Source organism: Streptomyces sp. NPDC054932, assembly GCF_053610205.1.
In genome coordinates, this window is sequence record NZ_JBSGXU010000039.1 from 23,103 (window position 1) to 45,302 (window position 22,200).

General features: G+C 71.5%; 21 protein-coding genes and 2 pseudogenes. 14 read left to right on the top strand and 9 right to left on the bottom strand.

The window, feature by feature from the left end; translation table 11 throughout:
- Positions 1 to 54: 54 nt before the first annotated feature.
- Both ACWGE1_RS13880 and ACWGE1_RS13885 read left to right on the top strand, forming a co-directional pair.
- A pseudogene (locus tag ACWGE1_RS13880) lies at positions 55 to 882 on the top strand (peroxidase family protein); the annotation flags it as partial.
- A gap of 159 nt (positions 883 to 1,041) precedes the next feature.
- Complete coding sequence (locus tag ACWGE1_RS13885; RefSeq protein ID WP_453420718.1) at positions 1,042 to 1,500, top strand: hypothetical protein; 459 nt, start codon at positions 1,042 to 1,044, stop codon at positions 1,498 to 1,500.
- A gap of 24 nt (positions 1,501 to 1,524) precedes the next feature.
- Here ACWGE1_RS13885 and ACWGE1_RS13890 read toward each other — a convergent pair whose 3' ends face one another.
- The 3 genes from ACWGE1_RS13890 to ACWGE1_RS13900 form a co-directional block, all read right to left on the bottom strand.
- A complete protein-coding gene (locus ACWGE1_RS13890; protein ID WP_453420719.1) occupies positions 1,525 to 2,487 on the bottom strand; it encodes an alpha/beta fold hydrolase in 963 nt (320 codons plus the stop codon).
- A 124-nt stretch (positions 2,488 to 2,611) separates the two neighbouring features.
- Complete coding sequence (locus tag ACWGE1_RS13895) at positions 2,612 to 3,019, bottom strand: hypothetical protein (RefSeq protein ID WP_453420720.1); 408 nt, start codon at positions 3,017 to 3,019, stop codon at positions 2,612 to 2,614.
- A 149-nt stretch (positions 3,020 to 3,168) separates the two neighbouring features.
- Positions 3,169 to 3,594, bottom strand: a complete 426-nt coding sequence (locus ACWGE1_RS13900) for a secondary thiamine-phosphate synthase enzyme YjbQ (protein WP_453420721.1) — start codon at positions 3,592 to 3,594, stop codon at positions 3,169 to 3,171.
- Positions 3,595 to 3,887: 293 nt separating this feature from the next.
- Between ACWGE1_RS13900 and ACWGE1_RS13905 the strand changes: the two genes are divergently transcribed.
- Complete coding sequence (locus ACWGE1_RS13905) at positions 3,888 to 4,241, top strand: hypothetical protein (protein WP_453420722.1); 354 nt, start codon at positions 3,888 to 3,890, stop codon at positions 4,239 to 4,241.
- A 55-nt stretch (positions 4,242 to 4,296) separates the two neighbouring features.
- On the opposite strand, the gene ACWGE1_RS13910 is transcribed toward ACWGE1_RS13905, so the two are convergent.
- Positions 4,297 to 5,136 (bottom strand): PaaX family transcriptional regulator, encoded by an 840-nt coding sequence (locus ACWGE1_RS13910; RefSeq protein ID WP_453420723.1) that lies wholly within the window; start codon positions 5,134 to 5,136, stop codon positions 4,297 to 4,299.
- Between the two features lie 86 nt (positions 5,137 to 5,222).
- Positions 5,223 to 6,584 (bottom strand): phytase, encoded by a 1,362-nt coding sequence (locus ACWGE1_RS13915; RefSeq protein ID WP_453420724.1) that lies wholly within the window; start codon positions 6,582 to 6,584, stop codon positions 5,223 to 5,225.
- Positions 6,585 to 6,910: 326 nt separating this feature from the next.
- Here ACWGE1_RS13915 and ACWGE1_RS13920 point away from each other — a divergent pair, with 326 nt between their 5' ends.
- The 3 genes from ACWGE1_RS13920 to ACWGE1_RS13930 all read left to right on the top strand — a co-directional run bounded on the left by ACWGE1_RS13920 (position 6,911) and on the right by ACWGE1_RS13930 (position 10,548).
- Entirely contained in the window at positions 6,911 to 8,290 is a 1,380-nt protein-coding gene (locus tag ACWGE1_RS13920) for an MFS transporter (RefSeq protein WP_453420741.1), read from the top strand.
- Between the two features lie 114 nt (positions 8,291 to 8,404).
- Positions 8,405 to 9,133, top strand: coding sequence for a response regulator transcription factor (locus ACWGE1_RS13925; protein WP_453420725.1), 729 nt, complete (start codon positions 8,405 to 8,407; stop codon positions 9,131 to 9,133).
- The gene (locus ACWGE1_RS13930) at positions 9,130 to 10,548 is read left to right on the top strand and encodes an ATP-binding protein (protein WP_453420726.1); all 1,419 of its coding nucleotides are present in this window, start codon (positions 9,130 to 9,132) and stop codon (positions 10,546 to 10,548) included. The genes ACWGE1_RS13925 and ACWGE1_RS13930 overlap by 4 nt, the downstream gene beginning before the upstream one ends.
- A gap of 4 nt (positions 10,549 to 10,552) precedes the next feature.
- Here ACWGE1_RS13930 and ACWGE1_RS13935 read toward each other — a convergent pair whose 3' ends face one another.
- Together ACWGE1_RS13935 and ACWGE1_RS13940 are read right to left on the bottom strand one after the other, a co-directional pair.
- Entirely contained in the window at positions 10,553 to 11,524 is a 972-nt protein-coding gene (locus ACWGE1_RS13935) for a TAXI family TRAP transporter solute-binding subunit (RefSeq protein WP_453420727.1), read from the bottom strand.
- Positions 11,525 to 11,561: 37 nt separating this feature from the next.
- On the bottom strand, positions 11,562 to 12,251 hold the full coding sequence (locus ACWGE1_RS13940; RefSeq protein WP_453420742.1) for a DUF4389 domain-containing protein: 690 nt from the start codon (positions 12,249 to 12,251) through the stop codon (positions 11,562 to 11,564).
- Positions 12,252 to 12,600: 349 nt separating this feature from the next.
- On the opposite strand from ACWGE1_RS13940, the gene ACWGE1_RS13945 reads away from it, so the two are divergent.
- The 6 genes from ACWGE1_RS13945 (at position 12,601) to ACWGE1_RS13970 (ending at position 18,574) form a co-directional block, all read left to right on the top strand.
- Positions 12,601 to 12,924 carry a hypothetical protein gene (locus ACWGE1_RS13945; protein WP_453420728.1) on the top strand — a complete coding sequence of 108 codons (324 nt, stop codon included), beginning with the start codon at positions 12,601 to 12,603 and terminating at the stop codon, positions 12,922 to 12,924.
- Between the two features lie 141 nt (positions 12,925 to 13,065).
- On the top strand, positions 13,066 to 13,941 hold the full coding sequence (locus tag ACWGE1_RS13950) for a PhzF family phenazine biosynthesis protein (protein WP_453420729.1): 876 nt from the start codon (positions 13,066 to 13,068) through the stop codon (positions 13,939 to 13,941).
- A 96-nt stretch (positions 13,942 to 14,037) separates the two neighbouring features.
- Positions 14,038 to 15,303: a serine hydrolase domain-containing protein gene (locus ACWGE1_RS13955; RefSeq protein WP_453420730.1), complete on the top strand. Its 1,266-nt coding sequence runs from the start codon at positions 14,038 to 14,040 to the stop codon at positions 15,301 to 15,303.
- Positions 15,304 to 15,344: 41 nt separating this feature from the next.
- Positions 15,345 to 16,313: an endonuclease/exonuclease/phosphatase family protein gene (locus tag ACWGE1_RS13960; RefSeq protein ID WP_453420731.1), complete on the top strand. Its 969-nt coding sequence runs from the start codon at positions 15,345 to 15,347 to the stop codon at positions 16,311 to 16,313.
- Between the two features lie 346 nt (positions 16,314 to 16,659).
- Positions 16,660 to 17,400, top strand: coding sequence for a tRNA-dependent cyclodipeptide synthase (locus tag ACWGE1_RS13965; RefSeq protein WP_453420732.1), 741 nt, complete (start codon positions 16,660 to 16,662; stop codon positions 17,398 to 17,400).
- Complete coding sequence (locus tag ACWGE1_RS13970) at positions 17,390 to 18,574, top strand: cytochrome P450 (protein WP_453420733.1); 1,185 nt, start codon at positions 17,390 to 17,392, stop codon at positions 18,572 to 18,574. Before ACWGE1_RS13965 ends, ACWGE1_RS13970 begins: the two co-directional genes overlap by 11 nt.
- 87 nt (positions 18,575 to 18,661) lie before the next feature.
- Here the strand turns inward: ACWGE1_RS13970 and ACWGE1_RS13975 are convergent, their stop codons facing one another.
- Positions 18,662 to 19,534, bottom strand: a complete 873-nt coding sequence (locus tag ACWGE1_RS13975) for an alpha/beta fold hydrolase (protein ID WP_453420743.1) — start codon at positions 19,532 to 19,534, stop codon at positions 18,662 to 18,664.
- Positions 19,535 to 19,611: 77 nt separating this feature from the next.
- Here ACWGE1_RS13975 and ACWGE1_RS13980 point away from each other — a divergent pair, with 77 nt between their 5' ends.
- Entirely contained in the window at positions 19,612 to 20,241 is a 630-nt protein-coding gene (locus ACWGE1_RS13980) for a sigma-70 family RNA polymerase sigma factor (protein WP_453420734.1), read from the top strand.
- A gap of 262 nt (positions 20,242 to 20,503) precedes the next feature.
- Positions 20,504 to 21,034 carry a hypothetical protein gene (locus ACWGE1_RS13985; RefSeq protein WP_453420735.1) on the top strand — a complete coding sequence of 177 codons (531 nt, stop codon included), beginning with the start codon at positions 20,504 to 20,506 and terminating at the stop codon, positions 21,032 to 21,034.
- Between the two features lie 97 nt (positions 21,035 to 21,131).
- On the opposite strand, the pseudogene ACWGE1_RS13990 reads toward ACWGE1_RS13985, so the two are convergent.
- Positions 21,132 to 22,015 (bottom strand): annotated as a pseudogene (locus tag ACWGE1_RS13990) (aminoglycoside phosphotransferase family protein).
- Between the last annotated feature and the right edge of the window lie 185 nt (positions 22,016 to 22,200).

Below are 22,200 nucleotides of genomic sequence, written 5' to 3' on the forward strand. Positions count from 1 at the left end.
GCGCCGTGGCATCTGCAGCGAGCTGCTGGCGGACGAATTCTGAACCGATGAAGCCTGTCGGTGTCCCAACTCGTCTCCGTCGCCTGGGCCTCGGCCTCCTCCTTCCGCGGCAGCGACAAGCGCGGCGGTGCCAACGGTGGGCGCATCCGCCTCCAGCCGCAGAGCGGGTGGGAGGTCAACGAGCCCGACCAGCTGGCAGGGGTGCTGCGTACCCTCACGGGGATCCAGGAATCCTTCAACTCCGCGCAGGGCGGCGGAAAGCGGATCTCGCTCGCCGACCTGATCGTGCTGGCCGGTGCGGCCGCCGTCGAACAGGCCGCCAAGGACGGCGGTTTCGCCGTCGAGGTCCCCTTCACGCCGGGCCGCGTCGACGCGACGCAGGATCAGACGGACGTGGAGTCGTTCGCGGCGCTGGAGCCGGCCGCCGACGGGTTCCGCAACTACCTCGGGAAGGGCAACCGGCTGCCGGCCGAGTACCTGCTGCTCGACCGGGCCAACCTGCTGGCCCTGAGCGCCCCCGAGATGACCGTACTGGTCGGTGGCCTGCGCGTCCTGGGCGCGAACCACCAGCAGTCGCCGCTCGGTGTCCTCACCACGGCCCCCGGGTCCCTCACCAACGACTTCTTCGTCAACCTGCTCGACCTGGGCACGACGTGGACGGCGACGTCGCAGGACGCGAACGCGTTCGAGGGCCGCGACTCGGCCACGGGCCGGGTCAAGTGGACCGGCAGCCGTGCCGACCTGGTCTTCGGGTCGAACTCGGAGCTGCGCGCGCTCGCGGAGGTCTACGCGAGCGACGACGCGCGGGAGAAGTTCGTGCAGGACTTCGTCGCGGCGTGGGACAAGGTGATGAACCTCGACCGGTTCGACCTGGCCCGATAATTGGCCTGACCCTGGTCCGGCCCTCGCCTGATCGCGGACGGCCGGACCGGCCCCACCGGCCGGTCCGGGCGTTCGCGCCCCAGCCGCTCCCCGGAAACCGGAGGCGGGCCGGGTGGCCGGGTGGCCGGAACGTGCACGGGAAGTGAGGCAGGCAGCACCATGGAGATGATCTTCCGGAGGCTTCCGGACAACCGCCACGACCTGGAGGTACGCGACCGCAAGGGCCCGGACGTCCGGCTGCCGGCGCAGCCCACGGGGCCGACCCTCCCGCACGACCTCGTGCACGCGGCGGTGGAGAGCGCGCTCGGGATCACCGACGGCTTCTGGGGAGCCACGGCAGAGGGCGCCACGTTCGAAGGGTTCGAACCGGTCGAACCGACCCGCCACCGCCGCTCCGGGCTGAAGGTCCTGCGGCGCAAGGGCGATGCGGTCCTGCAGGCCGAACTGGCCGTCAACTGGGTCTACCGCGTCTGGTCGGGGCAGCGCACCGAAGGCCGGGGGCTGGGCCGGAGCCCGCTGGACGAGCGGCAGGTCGCGGTGGCCTCGGCCGCGCTCGACCGTGCGGCCGAGCGCTGGTCCCGGGTGGCCGAGGGCGAGTCCCTCAGCTGGCACTGGTGAACCGCAGAGCGGTCTGCGAGCGGTCTACGAGCGCGCGCGGACGCGGCCGACGACGAGCCGGACGGCGCTGATCGTCAGGTCGGGGTCGTGCACCTGTACGTAGTGGTCGCTTCCGGTGGCCAGGAACTGTGGGGTCTGGGACCCCAGCTCCACCAGCTCCTGCTGGACCCGGGGCCAGGCCCTCTCGAGGGTGTCCAGGAGGGCCTTCGGGGTTCCGGCCGGGGCCGCGAACGGTTCGGTCTTGCTGAGGACGGCCATCGGGACCGCGGGCAGCGCGTCGGCCGTGGTGACGGCGTCGATCGACCCGTCGATGTCGACCTTCTCGAATGCGGGCCGCGCGTCGAAGGGTGTGCCGGGCTCGTCGAGCAGCTTGCGGTACGCGGCCCATCGCGCGCCGAAGAGGGTGCGGATGTTCGTACCGAAGGCGTCGACGAAGACCAGCCCGGCCGTCTTCCGGGGATGCCGCTGGGCGTACAGCCGGGTGATCATCCCGCCGAAGGAGTGGCCGACGAGCAGGTAGGGGCCCGGCAGGCCGGCGGACGTCACCAGCTCGTCGAGATCGTCGACCATGGCCGTGAGGGTGCGGGTGCCGTCGACCGGCGTGCTGCGCGTGGTGAGGGCCGGAGGATCGGAGTACCGGACGGTTCCGGGCCGGTCGTAGACACAGACCCGGGTGAACGCCGCGACGCCGGGGAACACCGCCGGGGACTTCGGTACGGGCGGCCGGGTGTCGGTGAACGTCCAGGTGTCGGCGGAGTCGTGCAGCCCGGATTCCAGGATGACGACGGGGCTGCCACTGCCCTTGCAGCTCAGGTGGATCTTCCGGCCGCCACCCACCTCGACCTGGCCGGAGAAGTCGCCGGCGGTCGCTGCCGTGGAGGGCCCGGCCGGTGCGCCGCGGAGTTCCGAGGGGCCGCCGCACCCGGGAACGGCGGCCAGGACCGTCGCGGCCACCAGGACGGACGGCAGCGGCATTCGGTGTCGCATCGGCCCTCCGCGGCTCGTCGTCGGTGCTGTCCTTCCCCCGTCTCCGGCACCGATCATCCGGCACGAGGGGCCGCGGGCCCGGCATTGCCGACCCTGAAGTCGCGGCCCCTCGGCCATCTGTGGGCTACGCGCCCGTGTCGGCGGGACGCGGGTGACCGGAGTCCATGAGGGCGATCTCCCGGTCCACGGCTTCGATCTCCTCCTGCCGTTCCATCAGCACCAGTTGCTTGCGGTAGCGCATCAGCGCCCCGACGAGCAGGATTTCCCTGGTCGGCTCCATGGAGTACATGCGGCGCGCGGCGGCAACGGCCTCGGCCCGCAGGGCCAGCGCGATCTCGGGCAGATGGACGAAGTCCTGGCGGCTGTATTCGTACAACGCGACGGTCAGCAGCGGCAGATATGCCAGCGGGCTCACCTGGGCGAGCACGCGGTAGGCGGCGACCTCCTGCCGGACCGGCAGGGTCTGTGATCCCAGGAGGGCTACTCGGGCTCGGAGTACCGCGTCGTGACTGGCGTGCGCTGAGTAAGTCATGACAGTGATTCTGAAAGCCGCACAGGGGCCCGAACAAGGGCAAACGACTGTGCCCTTGGTCCTACGAAAACGGCCTCTGACCTGTCATGATTGATACGTCATCACCCCTGCGCCCGGCCCCGGCCGGTCCATCGGACGCGCGGCCGGGGTCAGCAGCCGAAGAAGGACAGGCGGACCTGGCGCCGCGGGTTGTCCCGGTTGGTGTCCACGAGGGTGACGGACTGCCAGGTTCCGAGCTCCAGCGTTCCGTCGATCACGGGCAGCGTCGCGTGGGGCGGGACGATCGCGGGCAGTACGTGGTCCCGGCCGTGGCCGGGGGAACCGTGCCGGTGCCTCCAGCGGTCATCCGCCGGCAGGAGGGACTCCAGCGCTGCCAGGAGGTCGTCGTCGCTGCCCGCACCCGTCTCGATGACGGCGAGACCGGCGGTCGCGTGCGGAGTGAAGACGTTGAGCAGCCCGCTCCGGCCCCGCGCCACCTCCCGGAGGAACGAGGCGCAGGCGTCGGTCAGGTCATGGACGGTCTCCCGGTCACCGGTCGTCACGTCGATGGTGCGTGAGGCAAAGATGTCGGCCATGGCTGCATCCTCGCGCCCCGGTCTCCCCAGGGCCGCACACCCCGCCCGGTGTCGGCCGGACATTCCCGTCGGCCCGGGCCGACGGCCTGGCCGTCCGCGGTGGTCGCCGGGGACGGCCTGGTCGTCCGCGGTGGTCGCCGGGCGGTCCGGGTGGAGTCCGGCCTGTCCCGTAGCTGCTGGTCACGGCGATGACCCGGTGCGGAAACCGGGTGGCTGTCGAGTTCCCGGCGCCGGTATCGTCCGTGGTCGGACCAGCCGCACCAGCGGCCTTCCGCGTTCAGAGAGCGATTCACATGACCAGCCGGCTCGCAACGACAACCCTATGGCGCCCCACCGGCCCCAAGGAGCTGGACCTGGTCCGCGAGCTGAACTGGCGTGCGTGGCCTCCTCGGCTCCCCGAGCAGCCGATCTTCTACCCGGTCCTCAACGAGGACTATGCGATCAAGATCGCGAGGGACTGGAACGTCAAGCACAGCGGCGTCGGCTTCGTCACCCGGTTCGAGGTCGAGTCGGAGTTCTTGAGCCGGTACCCCGTCCAGCAGGCCGGGGGGCGGACCATCCTCGAGCTGTGGGTTCCGGCTGAGGAGCGGGACGACTTCAACGCTCACATCGTCGGCGCGATCGAAGTGGTCCACGAGTTCCGCTGAGGCACTCGAAGTCCGCGGCGGACCGCATCATCGGTCGCCGCGGCCGGCGGTGCCCTCACACCTGCGGAGTCTGCTCCGTCAGGCCGGTGACCTGCTGCACGTGGTGCAGGCCGGGCGGGGCGAGTACGTCGTTCAGCTGCTGGAAGATCTGTCGCGCGGCGACCGCGTTCCAGTCGGCGGGGAGCAGTTCGGCGGGCAGGCCGGGGTCGAGGTAGGGCAGGCGGCGCCACTGGGTGAGCATCGGGACGTAGTGGCGGAAGGCCTCGGCGCCGTCGATGCCGGGCCGTTCGGCCAGTCCCGCGGCGACGGGGGCGTAGGCCTCCGTGAACCCGGCGTACTGCTCCTCGATCGCCGGGAAGTCCCACCACGAGCTGACCGTCCCGGGCAGGTCGCTGAAGGCGGCGTATTCGGCGGCGAACAGGTGCACGTGGTCGCTGAGTCCGCGCCGGACGAGCATGTCGCGGGCGTCGCCGAGGAGGCGGCCGGGCGCCAGCCACACACCCGGGGCGATGTTCCCGAAGCCGAGCCAGGTCAGCCGGGTGCGCAGCTGGTAGCGGTAGGAGCGCTCGGACTCGGGCACGGAGAAGACGGCCATGGCCCAGCCGTCGCTCAGGTCGGCCGGCTCCAGGCTGCCGAAGATGCGGCGGTCGCCCTCGTCGAAGACGGGTTGCGCGGCCGGGCTCAGCCGGTATCCGGTCGCGCCCCGGCGTTCCGGTTCGAGGACGCCCTTCTTCTTCAGCCGGGAGATCGCCGAGCGGGCCGCCGGGCCGTCCACGTCCAGTTCGGACATCAGGGTGATCAGGTCGGCGACGGAGATCCAGCCGCCGAGGCGTCGCAGGAACGCTCCGTAGACCGTGTTGATCAACGAGCTGGGCCTGAGGGGACTGTCCGCCATGATCGCCTTCCGTCGTATGCGGTGGCGATCCTACCGACCTGGGCGAACGCGGCGCCGCCCAGGTCGCGGTGCCCGGGCGGCCGACGTCACAGGCGGGCGGCGCGCTTGAGCAGTCGCAGGTCCACGAACTTGAAGTCGGTGTCCGTGCGGGTCTCCCCGTCGGATCCGGTGGTCGCGGGGGTGTTGTGCCCGTCCTGAACCACCAGCAGGCCGCCCGGGAACTTCCTGCCCAGCGGTGCGCTGGTGACCGCGGCGCCGTCGGACTCCTGCGCGCCGTCCGGCGAGCCCGGCCCCGCGCCGTCGCCGATGCGGAAGCTCCGGACGTACGCGTTGCTGTGCTCGCGGTCGAAGACGGCGAAGGTGTCGTCCCCCTGGCTGGAGGCGAGCAGGTAGCCGCGGCGGCCGGGCTGCCGGGGGTCGCGCCAGATGGTCAGGCCCTCCACGTCGGCGGACACGTGCCGGCCGCCGAAGCCCGGGTCGGCGCCCTGGTCGCATTCCTCGGTCTGCGGGTTCCAGGTGCCGGGGGCTCCGAAGGAGCGGACCTTCTCGATCAGGCGGGCGGGGGAACGCAGGTCGGCGTCGAGCTTCCAGATGCCGACGTCCTCCTGGCCGGCGTAGAGGTCACCCGTGTCGGGGTCGATGACCATGCCCTCGACCTGGGGCTGCTCGCCCGGTTCTGCGCACGGCGTCCACGTCTTCCCGTTCGGCAGGGTGAAGGCGGAGGGCAGGGAGGTGGTGCGGACGGTGCGGTAGCCGACCTTCCCCCGGGCGTCGGGCAGGAGTTCGGCCAGGGCGAGGGCGGTGGCGTGGCGCCGGCTGGTGACCGCGTAGGAGCGGCCGGTGCGGCGGTCGGTGTAGGCGGCCAGGCCGTAGGCGGTCCGCTGGTCGTTGACCTCGTCCTGACCGGAGGAGAAGACCTGTGGGGCGGCCGACTCGTCGGTGACGTCGACCAGCGGGGCCGTGGGGCGCTTCGGATCGATCCGGTAGATGCGCAGCTGGTCGCGGCCGCGGTCGGAGACGACGGCCACGTCGTGGCGGCCGCCGTCCGGGAAGCGGAGCCCGGTGATCAGGTCGACGTTGTTGAAGCGTCCGGGCATGTCGCCGTCCCGGGGCGGCGCGGGCGCCGGCAGGCTCTGCACCTGGCGGCCGTCCAGGTCGTAGACGCGCAGGCCGCCCTCCTTGGCGGTGGCGATCACCAGGCTGCGGTCGGGGTCCTCGGCGTTGCGCCAGATCGCCGGGTCGTCGGCGTTCGCGTTGCCGCCGGCCTCGTCGTCGAAGAGGGAGGGCGTCTCGACGGAGGCCGATACCCGGGGCAGCGGCGGCTGCGACGGTGAGGTGCCGTCCTGGGCGGTCCCGCGGGCGTGCGCCGGTACGGCGATCACGCCCAGGGCCACCATGGCCGCCGCGGCCACGGCCGGGGTCCGCCGCCTGCTCGGGATGACGCGCATCTTGCCTCCTGCTGAGGGGTACGGGGTCGGGCCGGCCGCGTCCTGGCCGGGGTCCTCCGGCGTTCCGCGACGGGCCGCCCCCACCGTGGGGCACGTTCGGGTGAGCACCATGGAGCAGGCATGACGTGGACATGACTGCGCGATGAAATCCGGCGGCCCCGGGGCTTTCGCGGGAGCTTTCTTAGCGGAACGTTAGATCTGCGCGGCGGACCTTGTCCGGGCACAACGGCCGCCCCATGCTCTGGACACTCCCCCACCTCTGGGGCAGTTCTGCCGTCTCCCATCAGGGACTTCCGTCTGGAGCCGCCATGTCCTCGTCCGTCGTCATGCCCGCTCCGCCGCCCGGGGACGAGCGCAGGAAGCGCCGTCTCGCCCTGGTCGGCGGCTCGCTCGGCAATCTCGTCGAGTGGTACGACTGGTTCGTCTACGCCAGCTTCGCGATCTACTTCGCCGACTCCTTCTTCCCCGGCGACAATCCGACCACCCAGCTGATGAACACGGCGGGGATCTTCGCCGTCGGCTTCCTGATGCGCCCCGTCGGCGGGTGGATCCTGGGCCGCGCCGCCGACCGGCACGGACGCAAGAGCGCGCTCACCCTCACCGTCACGATGATGTCGGTGGCCGCCCTGCTGATCGCCGTCGCACCGACCTACGGCCAGGCCGGGTACTTCGGCGCTCTGGTCCTGCTGCTCGCGCGGCTGCTCCAGGGGATGAGCATCGGCGGCGAGTACGCGGCCAGCGCCACCTACCTGACCGAGGCGTCCGCCCGCGACCGGCGCGGCCTGGGCTCGTCCTTCCAGTACGTGTCGATGACCTGCGGCCAGCTGCTCGGTCTGGGCATTCTGATCACACTTCAGCACACCCTCACCACGGCCCAGTTGGAGAGCTGGGGCTGGCGTCTGCCCTTCGTCCTCGGGGCGTTGTTCGCGGTGGTCGTCTTCTGGCTGCGGCGGCGGCTCCAGGAGACCGACGCGTTCAAGGAGGAGTCGGCGGCGGGCGAGGACGCGCACGACGACAGCACGCGCGGCACGCTGAAGGCCCTGTGGCAGTACCGGCGGCAGGCCGGGCTGGTCATGGCGCTCACGCTCGGCGGCACGGTGGCGTACTACACCTACACCACCTACCTCACCAAGTACCTGGTCGGCAGCGCGGGGATGGAGAAGACCACCGCCACGCTCGTCAGCTTCACCGCCCTGACCCTCTTCGCCGTGCTGCAGCCCTTCGCCGGCATGCTGTCCGACCGGATCGGGCGCCGGCCGCTGCTGATCACCTTCGCGGTGGGCTGCACCGTCGGCACGTACCCGATCATGACCGCTCTCGGATCGGCGTCCTCGTACTGGTCCGCGCTCGGCCTGTCCCTGCTGGCCCTGGTCATCATCACCGGCTACACCTCGATCAACGCAGCGGTCAAGGCCGAGCTGTTCCCGACCCGGGTGCGTGCGCTGGGCGTCGCACTGCCGTACGCGATCGCCAACGCGCTCTTCGGCGGCACGGCGGAGTACGTGGCGCTGTGGTTCAAGAACAGTGGGCACGAGACCATGTTCTTCTGGTACGTCTCCGGATGCGCGCTGATCTCCCTCGTGACCTATGTCCTCATGCCGGACACCCGCAACGCCGCCCTCAGCCGCGCCGAGGCGGAGGCCGACGGCGGTCCCGGTCAGGGGCCGGACCGGTCGGCGGCGGCGCCCGCCGAAGCCGCACGCTGATCCCGCCCGGGTGGCCCGGCGCGCCGGCTCCCGTAAGCTGCTGCGCCGGGTCACGGGACCCCGGTCACGGGGCCCCGTCGCCGGTTCCGGTCACAGGTCGCAAGGAAACCGTCTATGCACGCGCTTCTCGTCGAGGACGACGATCGCATGGCCCAGGCGCTCGGCACGGCCCTCTCCCAGCGCGGGCACACCGTCCGCCGGGTCGGGCGGGCCCTGGACGCCCTGCGGCACGCCCGCGAGGCCGAGTTCGTCCTGCTCGACCTGGGCCTTCCCGATCTCGACGGGCTGGAGCTGCTGAGGCGGCTGCGTACCGTCTGTGACGCCCCCCTGATCGTGGTGACCGCGCGTTGCGAGGAGCGCGACATCGTGCAGGGGCTGCGGGCGGGCGCCGACGACTACGTGGTCAAGCCGTTCCGGATGGCCGAGCTGATGGCCCGCATCGACTCCGTACGGCGCCGGACGGATCCGCACCCGGGCCGTTCCGACCCGCTCGCGGGCGGGCCCGGGGCGGGGGCCGGTGCACGGCCCGTGCGCACCGGCGATGTCGAGGTCGACCTCGCGGGGCGCACCGTCAGGGTGGCGGGCGCCGCGGTGCGGCTGACGCGGCGCGAGTTCGACGTACTGGCCTTCCTGGCCGCCCGCCCGGACGAGGTGCATTCCCGCGAGGTGATTCTGGACCGGATCTGGGGGGACGCCTTCCTCGCCGCCTCCCGCTCCCTGGACGTCCACGTGGCGGGCATCCGCGCCAAGACCGGGCGCTCCGGCCTGGTGCGGACCGTCCGGGGCTTCGGCTACCAGCTCGGCTCCCCGGCGGCGCCCGACGTACGGGGCGGTGAAGGATGAGGCGCAGGCTCCTGGCGGTGCTGATGGTGCTCATGGGGGCGGCGGCGCTGCTGCTCTGTGTGCCGCTGGCCGATGCCTACGCGCGCGGGCGCACCGAGCACCTGCTCCTGCAGCGGCGCTCGGAGGCCGTACGGTTCGCCGATCTCGCGGACCGGATGCGCACCGCCGCCGACCGGGCTGAGCTCTCGGCCGAGATCGGCCGCTACGCCCAGCTGTACGGGGCCGGGGTGGTCGTGGTCGACACCGCGGGAGCCACGGTGGCGCGGGCCGGGAACGGCCCGGCGGCGAAGGCCGCCACCGCCGCAGCCACCGACAGCGACAGCGACAGCGACACTGCCGACGGGGCGCAGGCCCGTCGGCGCGCCCTCACCGGCCGCTCCACCGACCGGCTGCCCACCCTCCACCCCTGGGGCCCGCGGACCGTCGTGCTGGCCGAACCGGTGGGCCGTGACGAGCGGGTGAGCGGGGCGGTCCTGATGGCGGTGCCCACCGACGCCGCCCGCCGGGACGTGGCGGTCCGCTGGTCGCTCATCGCCGCCGCGGCGCTCGCCGCCTTCGCGGCGGCGGCCCTGGTCGCCGCCGGGATCGCGCGCTGGCTGATGCGCCCCGTACTGGATCTGGACCGGGCGGTCGGGCGGCTGACCGCCGGCAGCCTCCAGGCCCGGGCCGTGTCCGACACCGGTCCGCCGGAACTGCGCCGTCTGCGGCAGCACTTCAACACCATGGCGGAGGCCATGACCGACTCCATCGGCCGCCAGCGCGACTTCGTCGCCGACGCCTCCCACCAGCTGCGCAATCCGCTGGCCACCCTCGTCTTGCAGCTGGAGAACGTCGAGCCGCACATCGCTCCCGGGCCGGGCCTCGCCGAGCACAGCCGCGCGCTGGACGAGGCGGAGCGCCTGGAGGAGCTGCTCGACGGCCTGCTGGCGCTGGCCCGGGTGGAATCGGGCACGGCCGAGCCGGTCGACCAGGACGTGTCCCTGTCGGTGCGGGAGCGGGTGACGGCCTGGGCTCCGGTGTACCGCGCCGCGGGCGTGACACTGGCGGCAACCGGCCTCGCCGAGAACCTGCGGGCGCGCGCCCTGCCCGACGCGACGGGCCGGATCCTGGACGCGGTCCTCGACAACGCCGTCAAGTTCGTCCCGCGCGGCGGCCGCGTCGAGGTGCACACCGCGCACGGGGCGGACGCGAGCGCCGTCGTACGGGTCACGGACGACGGCCCGGGCGTTCCGGAGGAGCAACTCCCCCTTCTTCTAAGGCGTTTCGCGCGCTCTCCGGAGCACCAGAACGTGCCCGGCAGCGGCCTGGGACTGGCCATCGCCGACGAGATCGCCCGCATCAGCGGCGGCCGGCTCGCCGTCCGCGGCAACGCACCGCACGGCCTGGCGGTCGAGCTCCGGCTCCCGTCACCGTGAGGGCTCAGCCGTACACCGACCGGTAGTACGCGACGGCGCCGGGGTGGAGCGGCACCTGGCCGGTGGAAATGGCGAACCTGGGTTCCAGCCGCGCCCCCGCCGTCACCTCCCGCAGCAGGTCGCGCCACCGCTCGAACACCACGTGCAGCAGCTCGCGCACGGCGCCCTGCGGTACGTCCGCCCGTGCCAGCAGGTAGTTGCCGACCCCGATGGTCCCCACCGGCTCCGTCAGTCCGTACACACCGGCCGGAATCGTGACCGCCGTATAGACCGGGGCGTACCGCTCCCGGAGCGCGCCCACGTAGGCATCGAGCGGCAGGAACCGCAGCGGCCGCTCGCCCGCCAGCTCCGAAAGCGCGGGCGTCGGCACTCCGCCGGACCAGAACAGCGCATCGACCGACCCTTCGCGCAGGGCGCCCACCGATGCGGCGAGACCCAGTTGCCTCTCGTCCGCCGCCGATGCGGGTGCGCCGCTCAGTCCGGCCGCCCGCAGCACCCGTTCCGCCACCACCTGCACCCCCGAGCCGGCCGCGCCCGCCGCGACCGGGCGTCCGGCGAGGTCCTGGACCGAGCGCACCGGCCCGTCCGCCGGGACGAGCAGGTGCGTGTAGTTCACGTAGACCCGGGCCAGGGCCGTCACCGCGGTCGGCCGGGGGAACGGCTCCCGCCCCAGCGCCGCGTCCTCGGCCACGTCCGCCATGGCCAGGGCCAGCTCGACGGAGCCCTCGTCCAGCTTCCGCAGGTTGTTCACGCTGGCCGCGGTGCTCACCGGGACGATCTCGATCCGCCAGCCGCTCGCGGCGACGGCCTGGGCCAGGGCCTGCCCGAAGGCGTTGTACGGCCCGCCCTCCGGCCCCGTGGCGAGCCGGAGCCGCCGTACCGGACCGGAGTCCCCCGAACATCCGGCCAGCGCGATGGCCAGGGCGCCGAGCCCGGCGCCCATCGCCTGCCGCCGGTTCACCGCTGCGCTGGTCACGGCGGAAGTGTAGAGGCCCCGCCGGGCCGCCCTGCGCTCACCCGACGGCCGCCGGCTCCGGCATCCCTGCCGGGGCCTCGTCCCCTCCCATGTCCAGCCGGAACGGCGGGTACACGTCCGTCATCAGGGTCGCGTAGACGACCACCCGCAGTGTCCACCTCACCAGGCCCATGAGGAGGTCGAACAGGGCCCGCGGGTAGCGCCCGGTGAACATCAGGGTCACCACCGCCACGACGGAGAGCAGGCCGATGAGCCCGGAGGAGAACGGACTGTAGTCCTCGACGTAGTGGAGTGCGCTCCAGCCGCTGGTGACCAACACCGCGATCACCAGCAACTGCGGTATGACCAGCAGCCACTTGACGAGGACCAGACCGCGGGAGAGCCGTTCGGGGTAGGCCAGGTCGAGGCGGATCGGGTAGTCGGGCACGTCCTTGAGGGTGAAGGGCGGGTATTCGTCGGTTCCGAGCACCGTGCCGGAGTAATAGCTGACGCGCGTGGACCAGCGCATGACGCCGACATTGAACTCGAAGAGCGACCGGGGGTACCTGCCGGTGATGAGGATGCCGAAGAACGCGATGACGCTCACCAACAGGAACGCGACGTGCAGGACGATCAGGACCAAGTAATGCGGGAGCGCGAGGAACCACTTCACCAGCCACATCCATCGGGTGAGCCGGGGATCGATCGTCGCTTCGACGCGCAGGGGGTGGAGGGAATCCGGAAACATTGCTGCCACTTCCTTTCCTGAATACGCCTCGAATGAGGCTTTTCTCCCATTTGACCCCTGGAATCCGATCCCCACCCGCCACGGGATGGCGTGGCACGCGAACACGTGACTTGACCGATCAGGACTGCGCGAAATCCGGGGTGCCACGCGGCCCGGACCAGGCCGGATGCGAGACGGCTCGATTCGACGCCGCTGTCAAGCCACGAAATGTCGGGGCGTGACGCGATGCACCCTCTTCGGATTCCCTGGAGAAAACCGAAGGGAATTGCACGAGGCCCAGGACGGCATCATCCACCCCGTCCCTCCTGAGCGCGAAATGGAATTTCCGAGAGCGGGACAGGAGATTCGGATGCTTACCATGATCACCATTGCCGCCACTGTCACCGCGGCAGCCACCAGCATCATCTACATTCGCCATGCGTCGATCGTCAATCGGGATCAGCACATACCCTTCGTGTTCCACAGGCTCGCGAACGTCCCGCTGTGGTTCGACGTGCTCAGCTATCCGGGCTGGTGCGTCAGCGCCATTCTGCTCGGCCTCACGCTGCCGCTGTGGCTGGGCATGGGCATCTACTGCGTGGCAGCGCTGCTGCCCTGGGAACTGATGCGCCGCCGCCACAACAACCGGGTCGCGCGGCTCGACCCCTCGGTGGGCCCCTCCAGCATCCTCTGAAGCGTCACCGCGTTCGTACAGAAGACCAACTACGAGGTGAAGACGAGCGGCTCGTTCAAGGAGTCCGGCTGCTTCGAGCCGCCCTTCGCCCAACGAGCCGCGTCCCGTGGCGGCGTGCACCCCCCGGGTAGCGTCGCCCCCATGCGCTACCACCACGTGGACGTCTTCACCGACCGCCCCTACAGCGGCAACAGCCTCGCCGTGTTCCCCGAGGCCGATGCGCTGTCCGGCTCCCAGATGCGGGCCGTCACGGGGGAACTGCGGCACTTCGAGTCCGTGTTCCTGATGCGCGACGGCGCATCGGGGCGGGGCCGGCGGGCGCGCGTCTTCGACCTCGCGGGCGAGCTGGACTTCGCCGGGCACCCCCTCATCGGCGCCGCCGCGGTCCTGCACGCCCTCCACGGCGCCGCGGACCACGAGACGTGGACCCTGCGCCTGCCGACCCGGGCGGTGGAGGTCGCCACCGACCGCCGTGGCCCCGGCCGGTACGCGGGCCTCCTCGACCAGGGAGCCCCCGCCTTCCTCGGCCGCCCCGGCCCGCAGGACCTGGCCGCCCTGGCCGCCCTGTTCGCCCTCGACCCGGCCGACCTCGACCCGCTGCTGCCCCCGGAGGTCGTCTCCACGGGTCTGCGCTACCTGGTGCTCCCCGTACGCGGCGACGCGCTGGCCCGCGCCCGCGTCACCCGGCCGCTCGACGCGCCCCTGGCCCGCCTCGGCGCCGAATTCGCCTACCTGCTGGACGCCGGTGCCATGGAGGGCAGGCACTGGAACAACGACGGGGTCCTGGAGGACGTCGCCACCGGCAGCGGTGCGGGCTGCGTCGCCGCGTATCTGCGCAGCCACGGCCGCATCGGCGCCGGCGAGCGGATCGTCCTGCGCCAGGGCCGCTTCACCGGGCGCACCGGCGAGATGACCATCAGCGCCGACGGGCACGGCCGGGACATCGGCCCGGTCCGCGTCGGGGGCGGCGTCGCCCTCGTCGCGGAGGGGCGCCTGCGCGAGCTCCCGCCGGCCTGAGCCCCTCCGGCGGCGGACGGCTCACCGCGCGACCGGGGTCGCGCGGACCTACGCTGATGGTGTTGCCCGGGCCCTCGGACGGCAGGAGACCATGCCGTGAAGCCAACCCACATCCGGCTGCGCCGGGCCTGCGCGGCAGCTGCCGCGGCAGGAGTGCTCATCGCCCCGGCGGTCGCGGGACCGGCCTACGGGGCGTCCGTTCCGGGGCGATCCACTCCCGTGTCAGCCGCCCCGGCCGCCACCCCCCCCCCCGCTCCCACCCCTTCTCCGGACGCCGACTCGGAGTTCGTACGGCTCACCCCGGCCGTGGCGGCGCAACTGGACGCGGCCGTGCGTCAGGTCATGCGCGAAGCACAGGTGCCGGGCGTGACGGTCGGACTGTGGGCCCCCGGCAAGGGGAGCTACCTGCGGTCCTTCGGCGTGGCGGACAAGGCGACCGGCGCGCCCATGACGAGCGACCTCCACGTGCGCATCGGCAGCGAGACCAAGACGTTCACGGTCACCGCCCTGCTCCAGCTCGTCGACCAGGGGAAGGTCGGCCTGGACGACGTCATCGGCACCTACGTCACGGGGGTTCCGAACGGCGACCGCATCACCCTGCGCCAACTGGCGGGCATGCGCAGCGGACTCTTCAACTACAGCCTGGACGAAGCCTTCGTCAAGGACTTCGAGGCCGACCCGAAACAGGCATTCACCCCACAGCAGTTGCTCGACGTCTCCTTCAAGCACCCCGTGCTGTTCGAGCCGGGCGCGGAGTTCGACTACAGCAACACCAACCTGATCCTGCTCGGCCTGGTCGTCGAGAAGATCACCGGCCGGCCGCTCCACGACGTCATCACGAAGGACGTCCTGGGGCCGGCCGGGCTCCGGCGCACGGTCTTCCCGACGAGCCCGGCCATGCCGGCTCCCTACGCGCACGGCTACACCGACCAGACGGCCTCGGGCAAGGTCGAGGACTCGACCGACTGGAATCCCTCCTGGGCCTGGGCCGCCGGCGAGATGATCTCCGACGTGCAGAACCTGCGCAGCTGGGCCCACACCCTGGCCACCGGCACGCTCCTGAAGCCCGCGACCCAGGCCGAGCGCCTCAAAACCACCCCGATGGACATCCCTGGTGCCGGCTACGGGCTGGGCATCTTCGACGTACAGGGCTGGATCGGCCACAACGGCTCGATCCCCGGGTACGAGGTCCTGCCCGTCTACCTGCCGCCCGCACGGGCGACGATGGTCATCGTCCTCAACACCGACAGCCAGTACAAGGGCCAGGAGCCCAGCACGCTGTTCGGCGAGGCGGTCACGAGCATCGTGAGCCCCGATCACGTGTACCCCGGCCACAAGCCGGTCGCCCCCAAGGCCGGCTGACGAGGGCCGGCGACAGCTGACGACCTCCGACAGGAGCAGCCATGAGCGTGGTCATCGGTACCTGGAACCTGGAGAACCTCTGCCGCCCGCTGCCCCCGGGCAGCCCGCGCTCGAACCGCTGCGCCGCCAAGGACGAAGCCACGTACCAGGCGAAGCTGGAGGGCCTGGCCGCCACCATCGACCACCTCGCGCCCGATCTCCTCGGCGTCCAGGAGGTGGGCAGCCACGAGGCGCTGTCCGATCTGGTCGAAAGGCTGGACGGCGACTGGCACATCGCCCTGTCGACGCACCCCGACCGCCGCGGCATCCGGGTCGGTTTCATCAGCCGTCGGCCGCTCACCGTCGTCGAGGACCGGACAGCCTTCCCCGAGCATCTCCCGCCCGTCCGGGTCGAGGACGACGGGACCATGATCAAGAAGATGGGCCGCGGCGGCCTGGTCGTGCGCTGGAGTCCCGCACCCGATCACTCCGTCGGTGTGGCCGTCTGTCACCTCAAGTCGAAACTGCTGACCTTCCCCGGCAACCGTCACGGCACGGACGACGAGGAACTGCGCGCCCGCTACGCGGCGTACGCCCTGTACCGGCGCGCCGCCGAGGCCGTCACCATGCGCTTCGTCGCCGATCAGCTCCTGCAGGGCGACGGGCGCACGCACGAGGTGATCGTGATGGGCGACCTCAACGACGGGTTCAAGGCGGCCACCACGCAGATCCTCTACGGCCCGCAGGGCTCGCAGATCGGTACCGGCGGCTTCAACGACACCGACCTCGGCGACCCGAGGCGGCTGTGGAACCTGGCTCCGCTCATCCTGGAGAAGGACGGGTTCTCCCGCATCTTCGAAGGACAGAAGGAACTCATCGACCACATTCTGGTGAGCCATGCCCTGCTGCCCCGCCTGGGGCGGGTCTTCACCGGTCCGGAGAAGCTGCCGACGGTGGACGGCGCACGCCCGGCCGCGCCGCACGACAGCCCGTCCGACCATGCGGCGGTCCTCGCCGAACTCGACTACTGACCGGGCCGGCCTTTCCTTCCGGTTCACGCCGGGACCGCGTCACCCCGCCGTGCCGAAAATCCCGCTTCCGAGCCGGCTTTGAGGACTCATCAGCGCCGACTGCCGTCCGGAATTGGCCACGGGGAATTCCTGTCGGCCGACCGATTCCACGAACATGCCCCTTCCGGAAACGGCCGACAAAACGCAGCCCACAGGCTCCGACCAGGGACGCAACGGCTCCGATAAAAGGTGCCCGGGTCAACTGTGCTGTCCGACAGATGAGTTACTACCCAGAAGACATGGAAGGTCGCACACAGTTCGGGTAGCTTTCCTTCACGTCGCCGCCACACCCGGGGCACAGGGCCCCATGGGACTTGCGGCACAAAGGACCCGACCCCTGTTGACGACAGCAACCGAAGTCTTCACAGTCCGGCCGTACACCCCTCATTGCCAGGTGATCAGCACCGAAGGCGATCATGCCGTCATAGGTATTTCTCCGGGGAACAGTTACTTCTCGGCCCAACGAGTCATCGACCTTGCCCACTGGGGCATGCGCAACTTCGAGCAGGTCGACCTCATCTACACCGACCTGCACGTGGCAGAGATGTACGAGGCCCTCGGCTACGGCGAGGACGAAGCACGACGCAAGGCGGTGAAGAACCTGCGCGGAGTCCGCGCCAAGGTCAACAACGCCGCTGCCGAAGCCGACCCCACCGGCGCCCGCCTCCGTGCCCGCCCGATGTCGTCCCTCACCGACATCCCGGCGTACCGCACGCTCCACAACCATCTGAACAACCTGCTCGACATCGACCCGGAGTTCCGCGAGACCTGCAACTCCCTGGTCGACGTGTTCCTCTCCTCCAAGGTGCTGAACGGCGAGGCCGCCACCACCCGGCAGCGGGACGTCTGCCTGGAGTACGTCTGCGCCGAAGCTCCGCTCTTCCTCGACACGCCCGCCATCCTGGGCGTGCCGTCCTCCCTCAACTGCTACCACCAGCTCCTGCCCATGGCGGAACTGCTCTACTCACGCGGCTCGGGCCTGCGCGCCTCGCGCAACCAGGGCCACGCGATCATCACCCCCGCCGAAGGAGTTACCGATGTCCACTGACACCCTTCTCGACTTCCCGTTCTCCGCGCGCGGCGACCAGCTCCCGCCCGAGATCGAGGAGCTGCGCAGCGAACCGGTGAAGAAGGTTCGCACGATAGCCGGGGACGAGGCATGGCTCGTCTCCTCCTATCCGCTGGCCAAGCTGGTCCTCGAGGATCCCCGGTTCAGCCTGAAGGACACCTCGGCACCCGGTGTGCCCCGCCAGTACGCGCTGACGATCCCGCCCGAGGTCGTCAACAACATGGGCAACATCACCGGCGCGGGACTGCGCAAGGCCGTCCTCAAGGCGATCAACCCCAAGACCGACGGCCTCACCGACTGGATGCGCGCCCAGGCCACCGGCCTGGTCGACAGTCTGCTGAGCCACGGTGCGCCGGTCGACCTGCGCGGCCAGTTCACCAACCCGTACGCCGAGAACCTCCACTGCCGCATCCTCGGCATCCCCGAGGCCGACGCGCCGCGCCTGGCCGCCAGCCTCGACATCGCGTTCATGAACTCGGCCTGCCCGGTCACCGGCGCCAAGCTCAACTGGGACCGGGACATCGCCTACATGGTGGAGCGCCTCGACGACCCCACCACCACCGGGCTCATCGCCGAGCTCGCCGCGCTGCGCAACGACCCCGCCTACGACCACCTGACGGACGAGATGCTCGCCACGGTGGGCGTCACGCTGTTCGGCGCGGGCGTCATCTCCACCATGGGCTTCCTGACCATGGCGATCGTCTCGCTCCTCCAGCACCCCGAGATGTGGGAGCAGTTGCGCAAGGAGCCGGAGAAGATCCCGGCCGCCGTGGACGAACTCCTGCGCATCAACCTGTCGATCGCCGACGGCCTGCCCCGGCTCGCTCTGGAGGACGTCACCCTGGGCGACGTCGAGGTGAAGAAGGGCGAGCTCATGCTCGTCCTGGTCGAGGCCGCCAACACCGACCCGGATGTGTACCCGGACCCGCACGTCGCGGACATCGACCGGCCGAACGCCGGCACGCACCTCTCCTTCGGCGGCGGCGCGCACTACTGCCCCGCCACCGCCCTCGGCAAGCGGCACACCGAGATCGCCATCGAGGTGCTCCTGGAGAAGATGCCCAACCTCGCTCTCGCCGTGCCGGTCGACCAGCTGGTGTGGCGCACCCGCTTCATGAAGCGCCTGCCGGAGCGGCTGCCCGTGCTCTGGTGATCACGTAGGCGCGCGGGGACGACGCGCCTGCCGATGATGGCCCCGGCCTGGGGGAATCCGGCCGGGGCCATCGCCCTGCCGAGACCCTCACGCGCCCGGTGCGGGTTCCCGTACGGGGACCCGCACCGGGCGGTGGTTCAGGAAGTCCGCGGTGGCCGCCACGAACCGGGCGGCGTCATCGAGCCAGGGGTAGTGCCCCGCCCCCTCCTGCACGACGAGGGTGGCGTGGGGGAACAACCCGGCGCACTCGGCCACCGAACGAGGGGGACTGTTCACGTCGAACTGCCCCGCGAGCAGGAGGACGGACGCCGCACAGACGGCGAGCGCCGCGCGGGTGGCCTGCGGGTCGAAGGCGCCCTCGGCCGCGAAGAGCGCGACGGCCTCCTTGTTGTCCGGCCGGGCCGCTGCCTGATGGCGCTGCGCCGCGGCGTCCCAACGGCCGTGGAAGAAAGGGCTGATGGCCTCCCAGTCACTGCCGTTGCCCGCGCCGATGGCCTCCAGCGCGGCGAACGCCGCCGGGAACCAGGGCTCGCCCTCGCGCAGCCGCGCGACCTCCCTGCGGGTCTCGCCGGTGATCTCGATGCCGACGGCCCGGGTGCCGGGCGCGATCAGGACGAGCCTGCCCAGGCGGTCCGGGTACCGGGCCGCGTACTGCGTCGCGGGGTTGGCGCCGGCCGAGTGGGCGAGGAGGTCGATCCGGGCGAGGCCGAGGTGCTCGCGCAGGGCCTCGATGTCCTCGACGAGGCGGTCGCAGCGGTAGGAGCCGGGGTCCTCGGGGACGGCGGACCGGCCGGTGCCGCGGAGGTCCAGCACGATCAGCCGGCGCTGCGCGGACAGGCCGCCGAGGTCTCCGAGGTAGGCGGAATCCGCAGGCCCGCCCGGGACGCAGACGACCGGGTCGCCGCTCCCGTGGGTGCGGTAGGCGAGCAGGGTGCCGTCGGGTGCGGTGAAGGTGGGCATGGTGAGGATCCTGCCAGCCATAACCAGGTTGTACAACCAGGTTATGACGAAGACCCCGCCCGGTGTATAACCGAGTTGTGGCAGGGAGAGAGAGTGCGCAGAGCACATCCGGGACGCTGACCGAGGAACAGGCCGCGCGGATGCTCGCCGGCATGAACGAAGTGATCCGCGCGGGCGAGGAGATGCGGAAGCTGCGCGCCGAGATGATCAAACTGTTCGCCGGCTTCGGCTGGACCCAGGACAGGATCGCCCGGATCGCGGACATGAGTCAGCCCGCCGTGTCCAAGCAGGTGGCGAAGTACGCGGCCGAGGACGCCGCACCCCCGATGGGGCTCGCCCTCGACCAGTACGACATGCCCTGGCTCGAAGGACGGCTGTGGGGTCTCGCGGAGACGGTCGCCGAGACCCTCGACACCGCACGCTGCGCCCGCAGCGTCGACGCCTTCGCCCGGGGCCGCAAGCGCTTCACGCCCCGGACCGCCGACGAGCTGCGCCGCCTCCTCGAGGAGGACCTGACCACTCACCGCGCGGAACTGCCCCTCGGCTTCCGGGCGGCGTACGACGAGATCAGTCGCGCCCTCGACGTCCCGCCGAGGCGGGCGACCGGCACGACGGCGCCGGCTTCCGCCCCGGCCCCGGCCTCCGCCTCGGTACGCCGCACCCTCGCCCGCCAGCTGCAGCGCGACCGGCTCCTCGGCGAGCTCTGAAGCCTGCCGCGGCCCCGTGCCCGTTCGTTCAGGAAGCCCGGATCGCCCGGTCGATCTCCGCGCCGGTACGGGCCACGACGACGGGCCACTCGTCCCCGAGGGAGGCGGGCAGAGGATCACGGTCCTCGTCCCGCTGGATCATGGTCGGCCCACGACGGCCGGTACGAAGTCCACGACGGCCCGATGCGGCCTGGGCAGGATCGACTCCCGCTGCTGAACTGGGGGTTGCCAGCACGCCGATCCGAAGAAGGGGAAGATTTTGATGCGCAGCCGCGCCCGCAGCACCCTCGCCACCGGCCTCGTCGGCACCACCGCAGCCCTCGTCGCCCTGCTCGTTCCCGGCACCGCCCACGCCGCACCGGCGAAGCTCAGCCATGCGTCGGCCGTGAGCAGGCTCAACGCGACGGGCGGCATCGGCCTGTCCTCGAGCGGCGGTTGCAGCAACCGCAACAACGCCACCTGTACCTCGCTGGAACAGGTCAACGCCGCCACCATCAGCGACGTCATCACCCTGCGCAACGCGAGCCACTGCACCCTCACCATCACGGGCGGCACCGAGGTCGGGCACGCCTCCGGCACCTACAGCCACTGGAACGGCTACAAGATCGACTTCAACCCGTCCGCCTGTGTCAGCAACTACATCACCGGCAGCTTCACCCGGATCGCCAACCGCGGTGACGGCGCCGCCCGTTACCGGTCCGCCGCGGGCAACGTCTACGCCCGCGAGAGCAACCACTGGGACGTCACCTTCTGCGGCGGCAGCTCGGCCTGCACCTCCGCGGCCAGTTCCTGAGCGGTACCCGGCCGGACGGCGGGGCTGCGCCACCGGCGCACCCCCGCACCCGCCCCGCACCCGCGCCGCACCCGCCGGTCCGGGCCGGTCCGCGTCGTCAGTCCTCTCCCAGCACCGCCCTGATCACGTGGCGGGCGTTGCGCGCCATCGCCGGGTTCGTCGTGCGGTAGTACGGAAGCGCGATCAGCGCCTGCGAGAGGGTCCGCCCCCGGCCGCGGCGCCAGGTCGCGTCGTCCACGCCGAGCGCCTCCCGGAAGAGCGTCCTCGCGCCGGCCGGCAGGAGGTTCCACGCCGGGAACAGGTCGCAGGCTGGATCGCCCACCCCCATGCACCCGAAGTCGATCACCGAGGTCAGTCTGCCCCCGTTCACCAGGACATTGCCCGGCGTCAGATCGGCGTGCAGCCACACCGGCGGTCCGTCCCACTCCGGGGCACTCAGCGCGTCCTCCCACACGGCGGCGACGGCATCGCAGTCGACGCCCTCCTGCGGGATCCCCCGCAGTTGCCCGATCGCCGCCCGGGTCGGCGCGTCGAGCGCGGCGAGCGGCCCCCCGCGGTAGGCCCGGGGCGCCCCCGGCAGGGTGATGCTCCGCATCGCCGCCACGAAGGCGGCCAGATCCCCGGCCAGCGCCACGGGCTCGCTCAGCGCACCGGCCTCGGGGAGCTCCCCCGCCAGCCACCGGTACACCGACCACGCCCACGGATACCCCTCCGCGGGCTCCCCGGCCCCCAGCAGCTCGGGGACGGCCGTCGGCAGCAGGGGCGCGAGGCGGGGCAGCCATTCCCATTCCAGCGCCACGTCCTCGGCCCCGCCCGCCAGCATCGGCAGCCGCACGACCATGCCGTCGCCCAGCCGGTACATGCCGTTGACCGTGCCGCCGGACGGAAACCGCTCCACGGTCAGCCCGGCCCACTCGGGGAACTGCCCGGCGATCAGGCGGCGCACGAGGTCCTCGTCGATGGGTGCGCGCCACGGTGCATCTGTAATGTGCTCATGGACCACCATCCGACCTCCGACGGCCAACCGGATCAAACCCTTTTCGTGCGGGGACTCGGCTGGGCCGTCTCTTTCGGATCTTGCCGGGCCCGCGCCGCCCGGCACCGCACCTCGCCGCGTTGTCGGAACACCGCACGGGACTACGGACTGGTGGAGATCACCTTCGCGC

Excerpts from the sequence above, each read along its gene's own strand:
- ACWGE1_RS13885 (WP_453420718.1), top strand. The coding sequence starts at position 1,042 with ATGGAGATGATCTTCCGGAGGCTTCCGGACAACCGCCACGACCTGGAG.
- ACWGE1_RS13890 (WP_453420719.1), bottom strand. The coding sequence starts at position 2,487 with ATGCGACACCGAATGCCGCTGCCGTCCGTCCTGGTGGCCGCGACGGTC.
- ACWGE1_RS13895 (WP_453420720.1), bottom strand. The coding sequence starts at position 3,019 with ATGACTTACTCAGCGCACGCCAGTCACGACGCGGTACTCCGAGCCCGA.
- ACWGE1_RS13900 (WP_453420721.1), bottom strand. The coding sequence starts at position 3,594 with ATGGCCGACATCTTTGCCTCACGCACCATCGACGTGACGACCGGTGAC.
- ACWGE1_RS13905 (WP_453420722.1), top strand. The coding sequence starts at position 3,888 with ATGACCAGCCGGCTCGCAACGACAACCCTATGGCGCCCCACCGGCCCC.
- ACWGE1_RS13910 (WP_453420723.1), bottom strand. The coding sequence starts at position 5,136 with ATGGCGGACAGTCCCCTCAGGCCCAGCTCGTTGATCAACACGGTCTAC.
- ACWGE1_RS13915 (WP_453420724.1), bottom strand. The coding sequence starts at position 6,584 with ATGCGCGTCATCCCGAGCAGGCGGCGGACCCCGGCCGTGGCCGCGGCG.
- ACWGE1_RS13920 (WP_453420741.1), top strand. The coding sequence starts at position 6,911 with ATGCCCGCTCCGCCGCCCGGGGACGAGCGCAGGAAGCGCCGTCTCGCC.
- ACWGE1_RS13925 (WP_453420725.1), top strand. The coding sequence starts at position 8,405 with ATGCACGCGCTTCTCGTCGAGGACGACGATCGCATGGCCCAGGCGCTC.
- ACWGE1_RS13930 (WP_453420726.1), top strand. The coding sequence starts at position 9,130 with ATGAGGCGCAGGCTCCTGGCGGTGCTGATGGTGCTCATGGGGGCGGCG.
- ACWGE1_RS13940 (WP_453420742.1), bottom strand. The coding sequence starts at position 12,251 with ATGTTTCCGGATTCCCTCCACCCCCTGCGCGTCGAAGCGACGATCGAT.
- ACWGE1_RS13945 (WP_453420728.1), top strand. The coding sequence starts at position 12,601 with ATGCTTACCATGATCACCATTGCCGCCACTGTCACCGCGGCAGCCACC.
- ACWGE1_RS13950 (WP_453420729.1), top strand. The coding sequence starts at position 13,066 with ATGCGCTACCACCACGTGGACGTCTTCACCGACCGCCCCTACAGCGGC.
- ACWGE1_RS13960 (WP_453420731.1), top strand. The coding sequence starts at position 15,345 with ATGAGCGTGGTCATCGGTACCTGGAACCTGGAGAACCTCTGCCGCCCG.
- ACWGE1_RS13965 (WP_453420732.1), top strand. The coding sequence starts at position 16,660 with ATGGGACTTGCGGCACAAAGGACCCGACCCCTGTTGACGACAGCAACC.
- ACWGE1_RS13970 (WP_453420733.1), top strand. The coding sequence starts at position 17,390 with ATGTCCACTGACACCCTTCTCGACTTCCCGTTCTCCGCGCGCGGCGAC.
- ACWGE1_RS13975 (WP_453420743.1), bottom strand. The coding sequence starts at position 19,534 with ATGCCCACCTTCACCGCACCCGACGGCACCCTGCTCGCCTACCGCACC.
- ACWGE1_RS13985 (WP_453420735.1), top strand. The coding sequence starts at position 20,504 with ATGCGCAGCCGCGCCCGCAGCACCCTCGCCACCGGCCTCGTCGGCACC.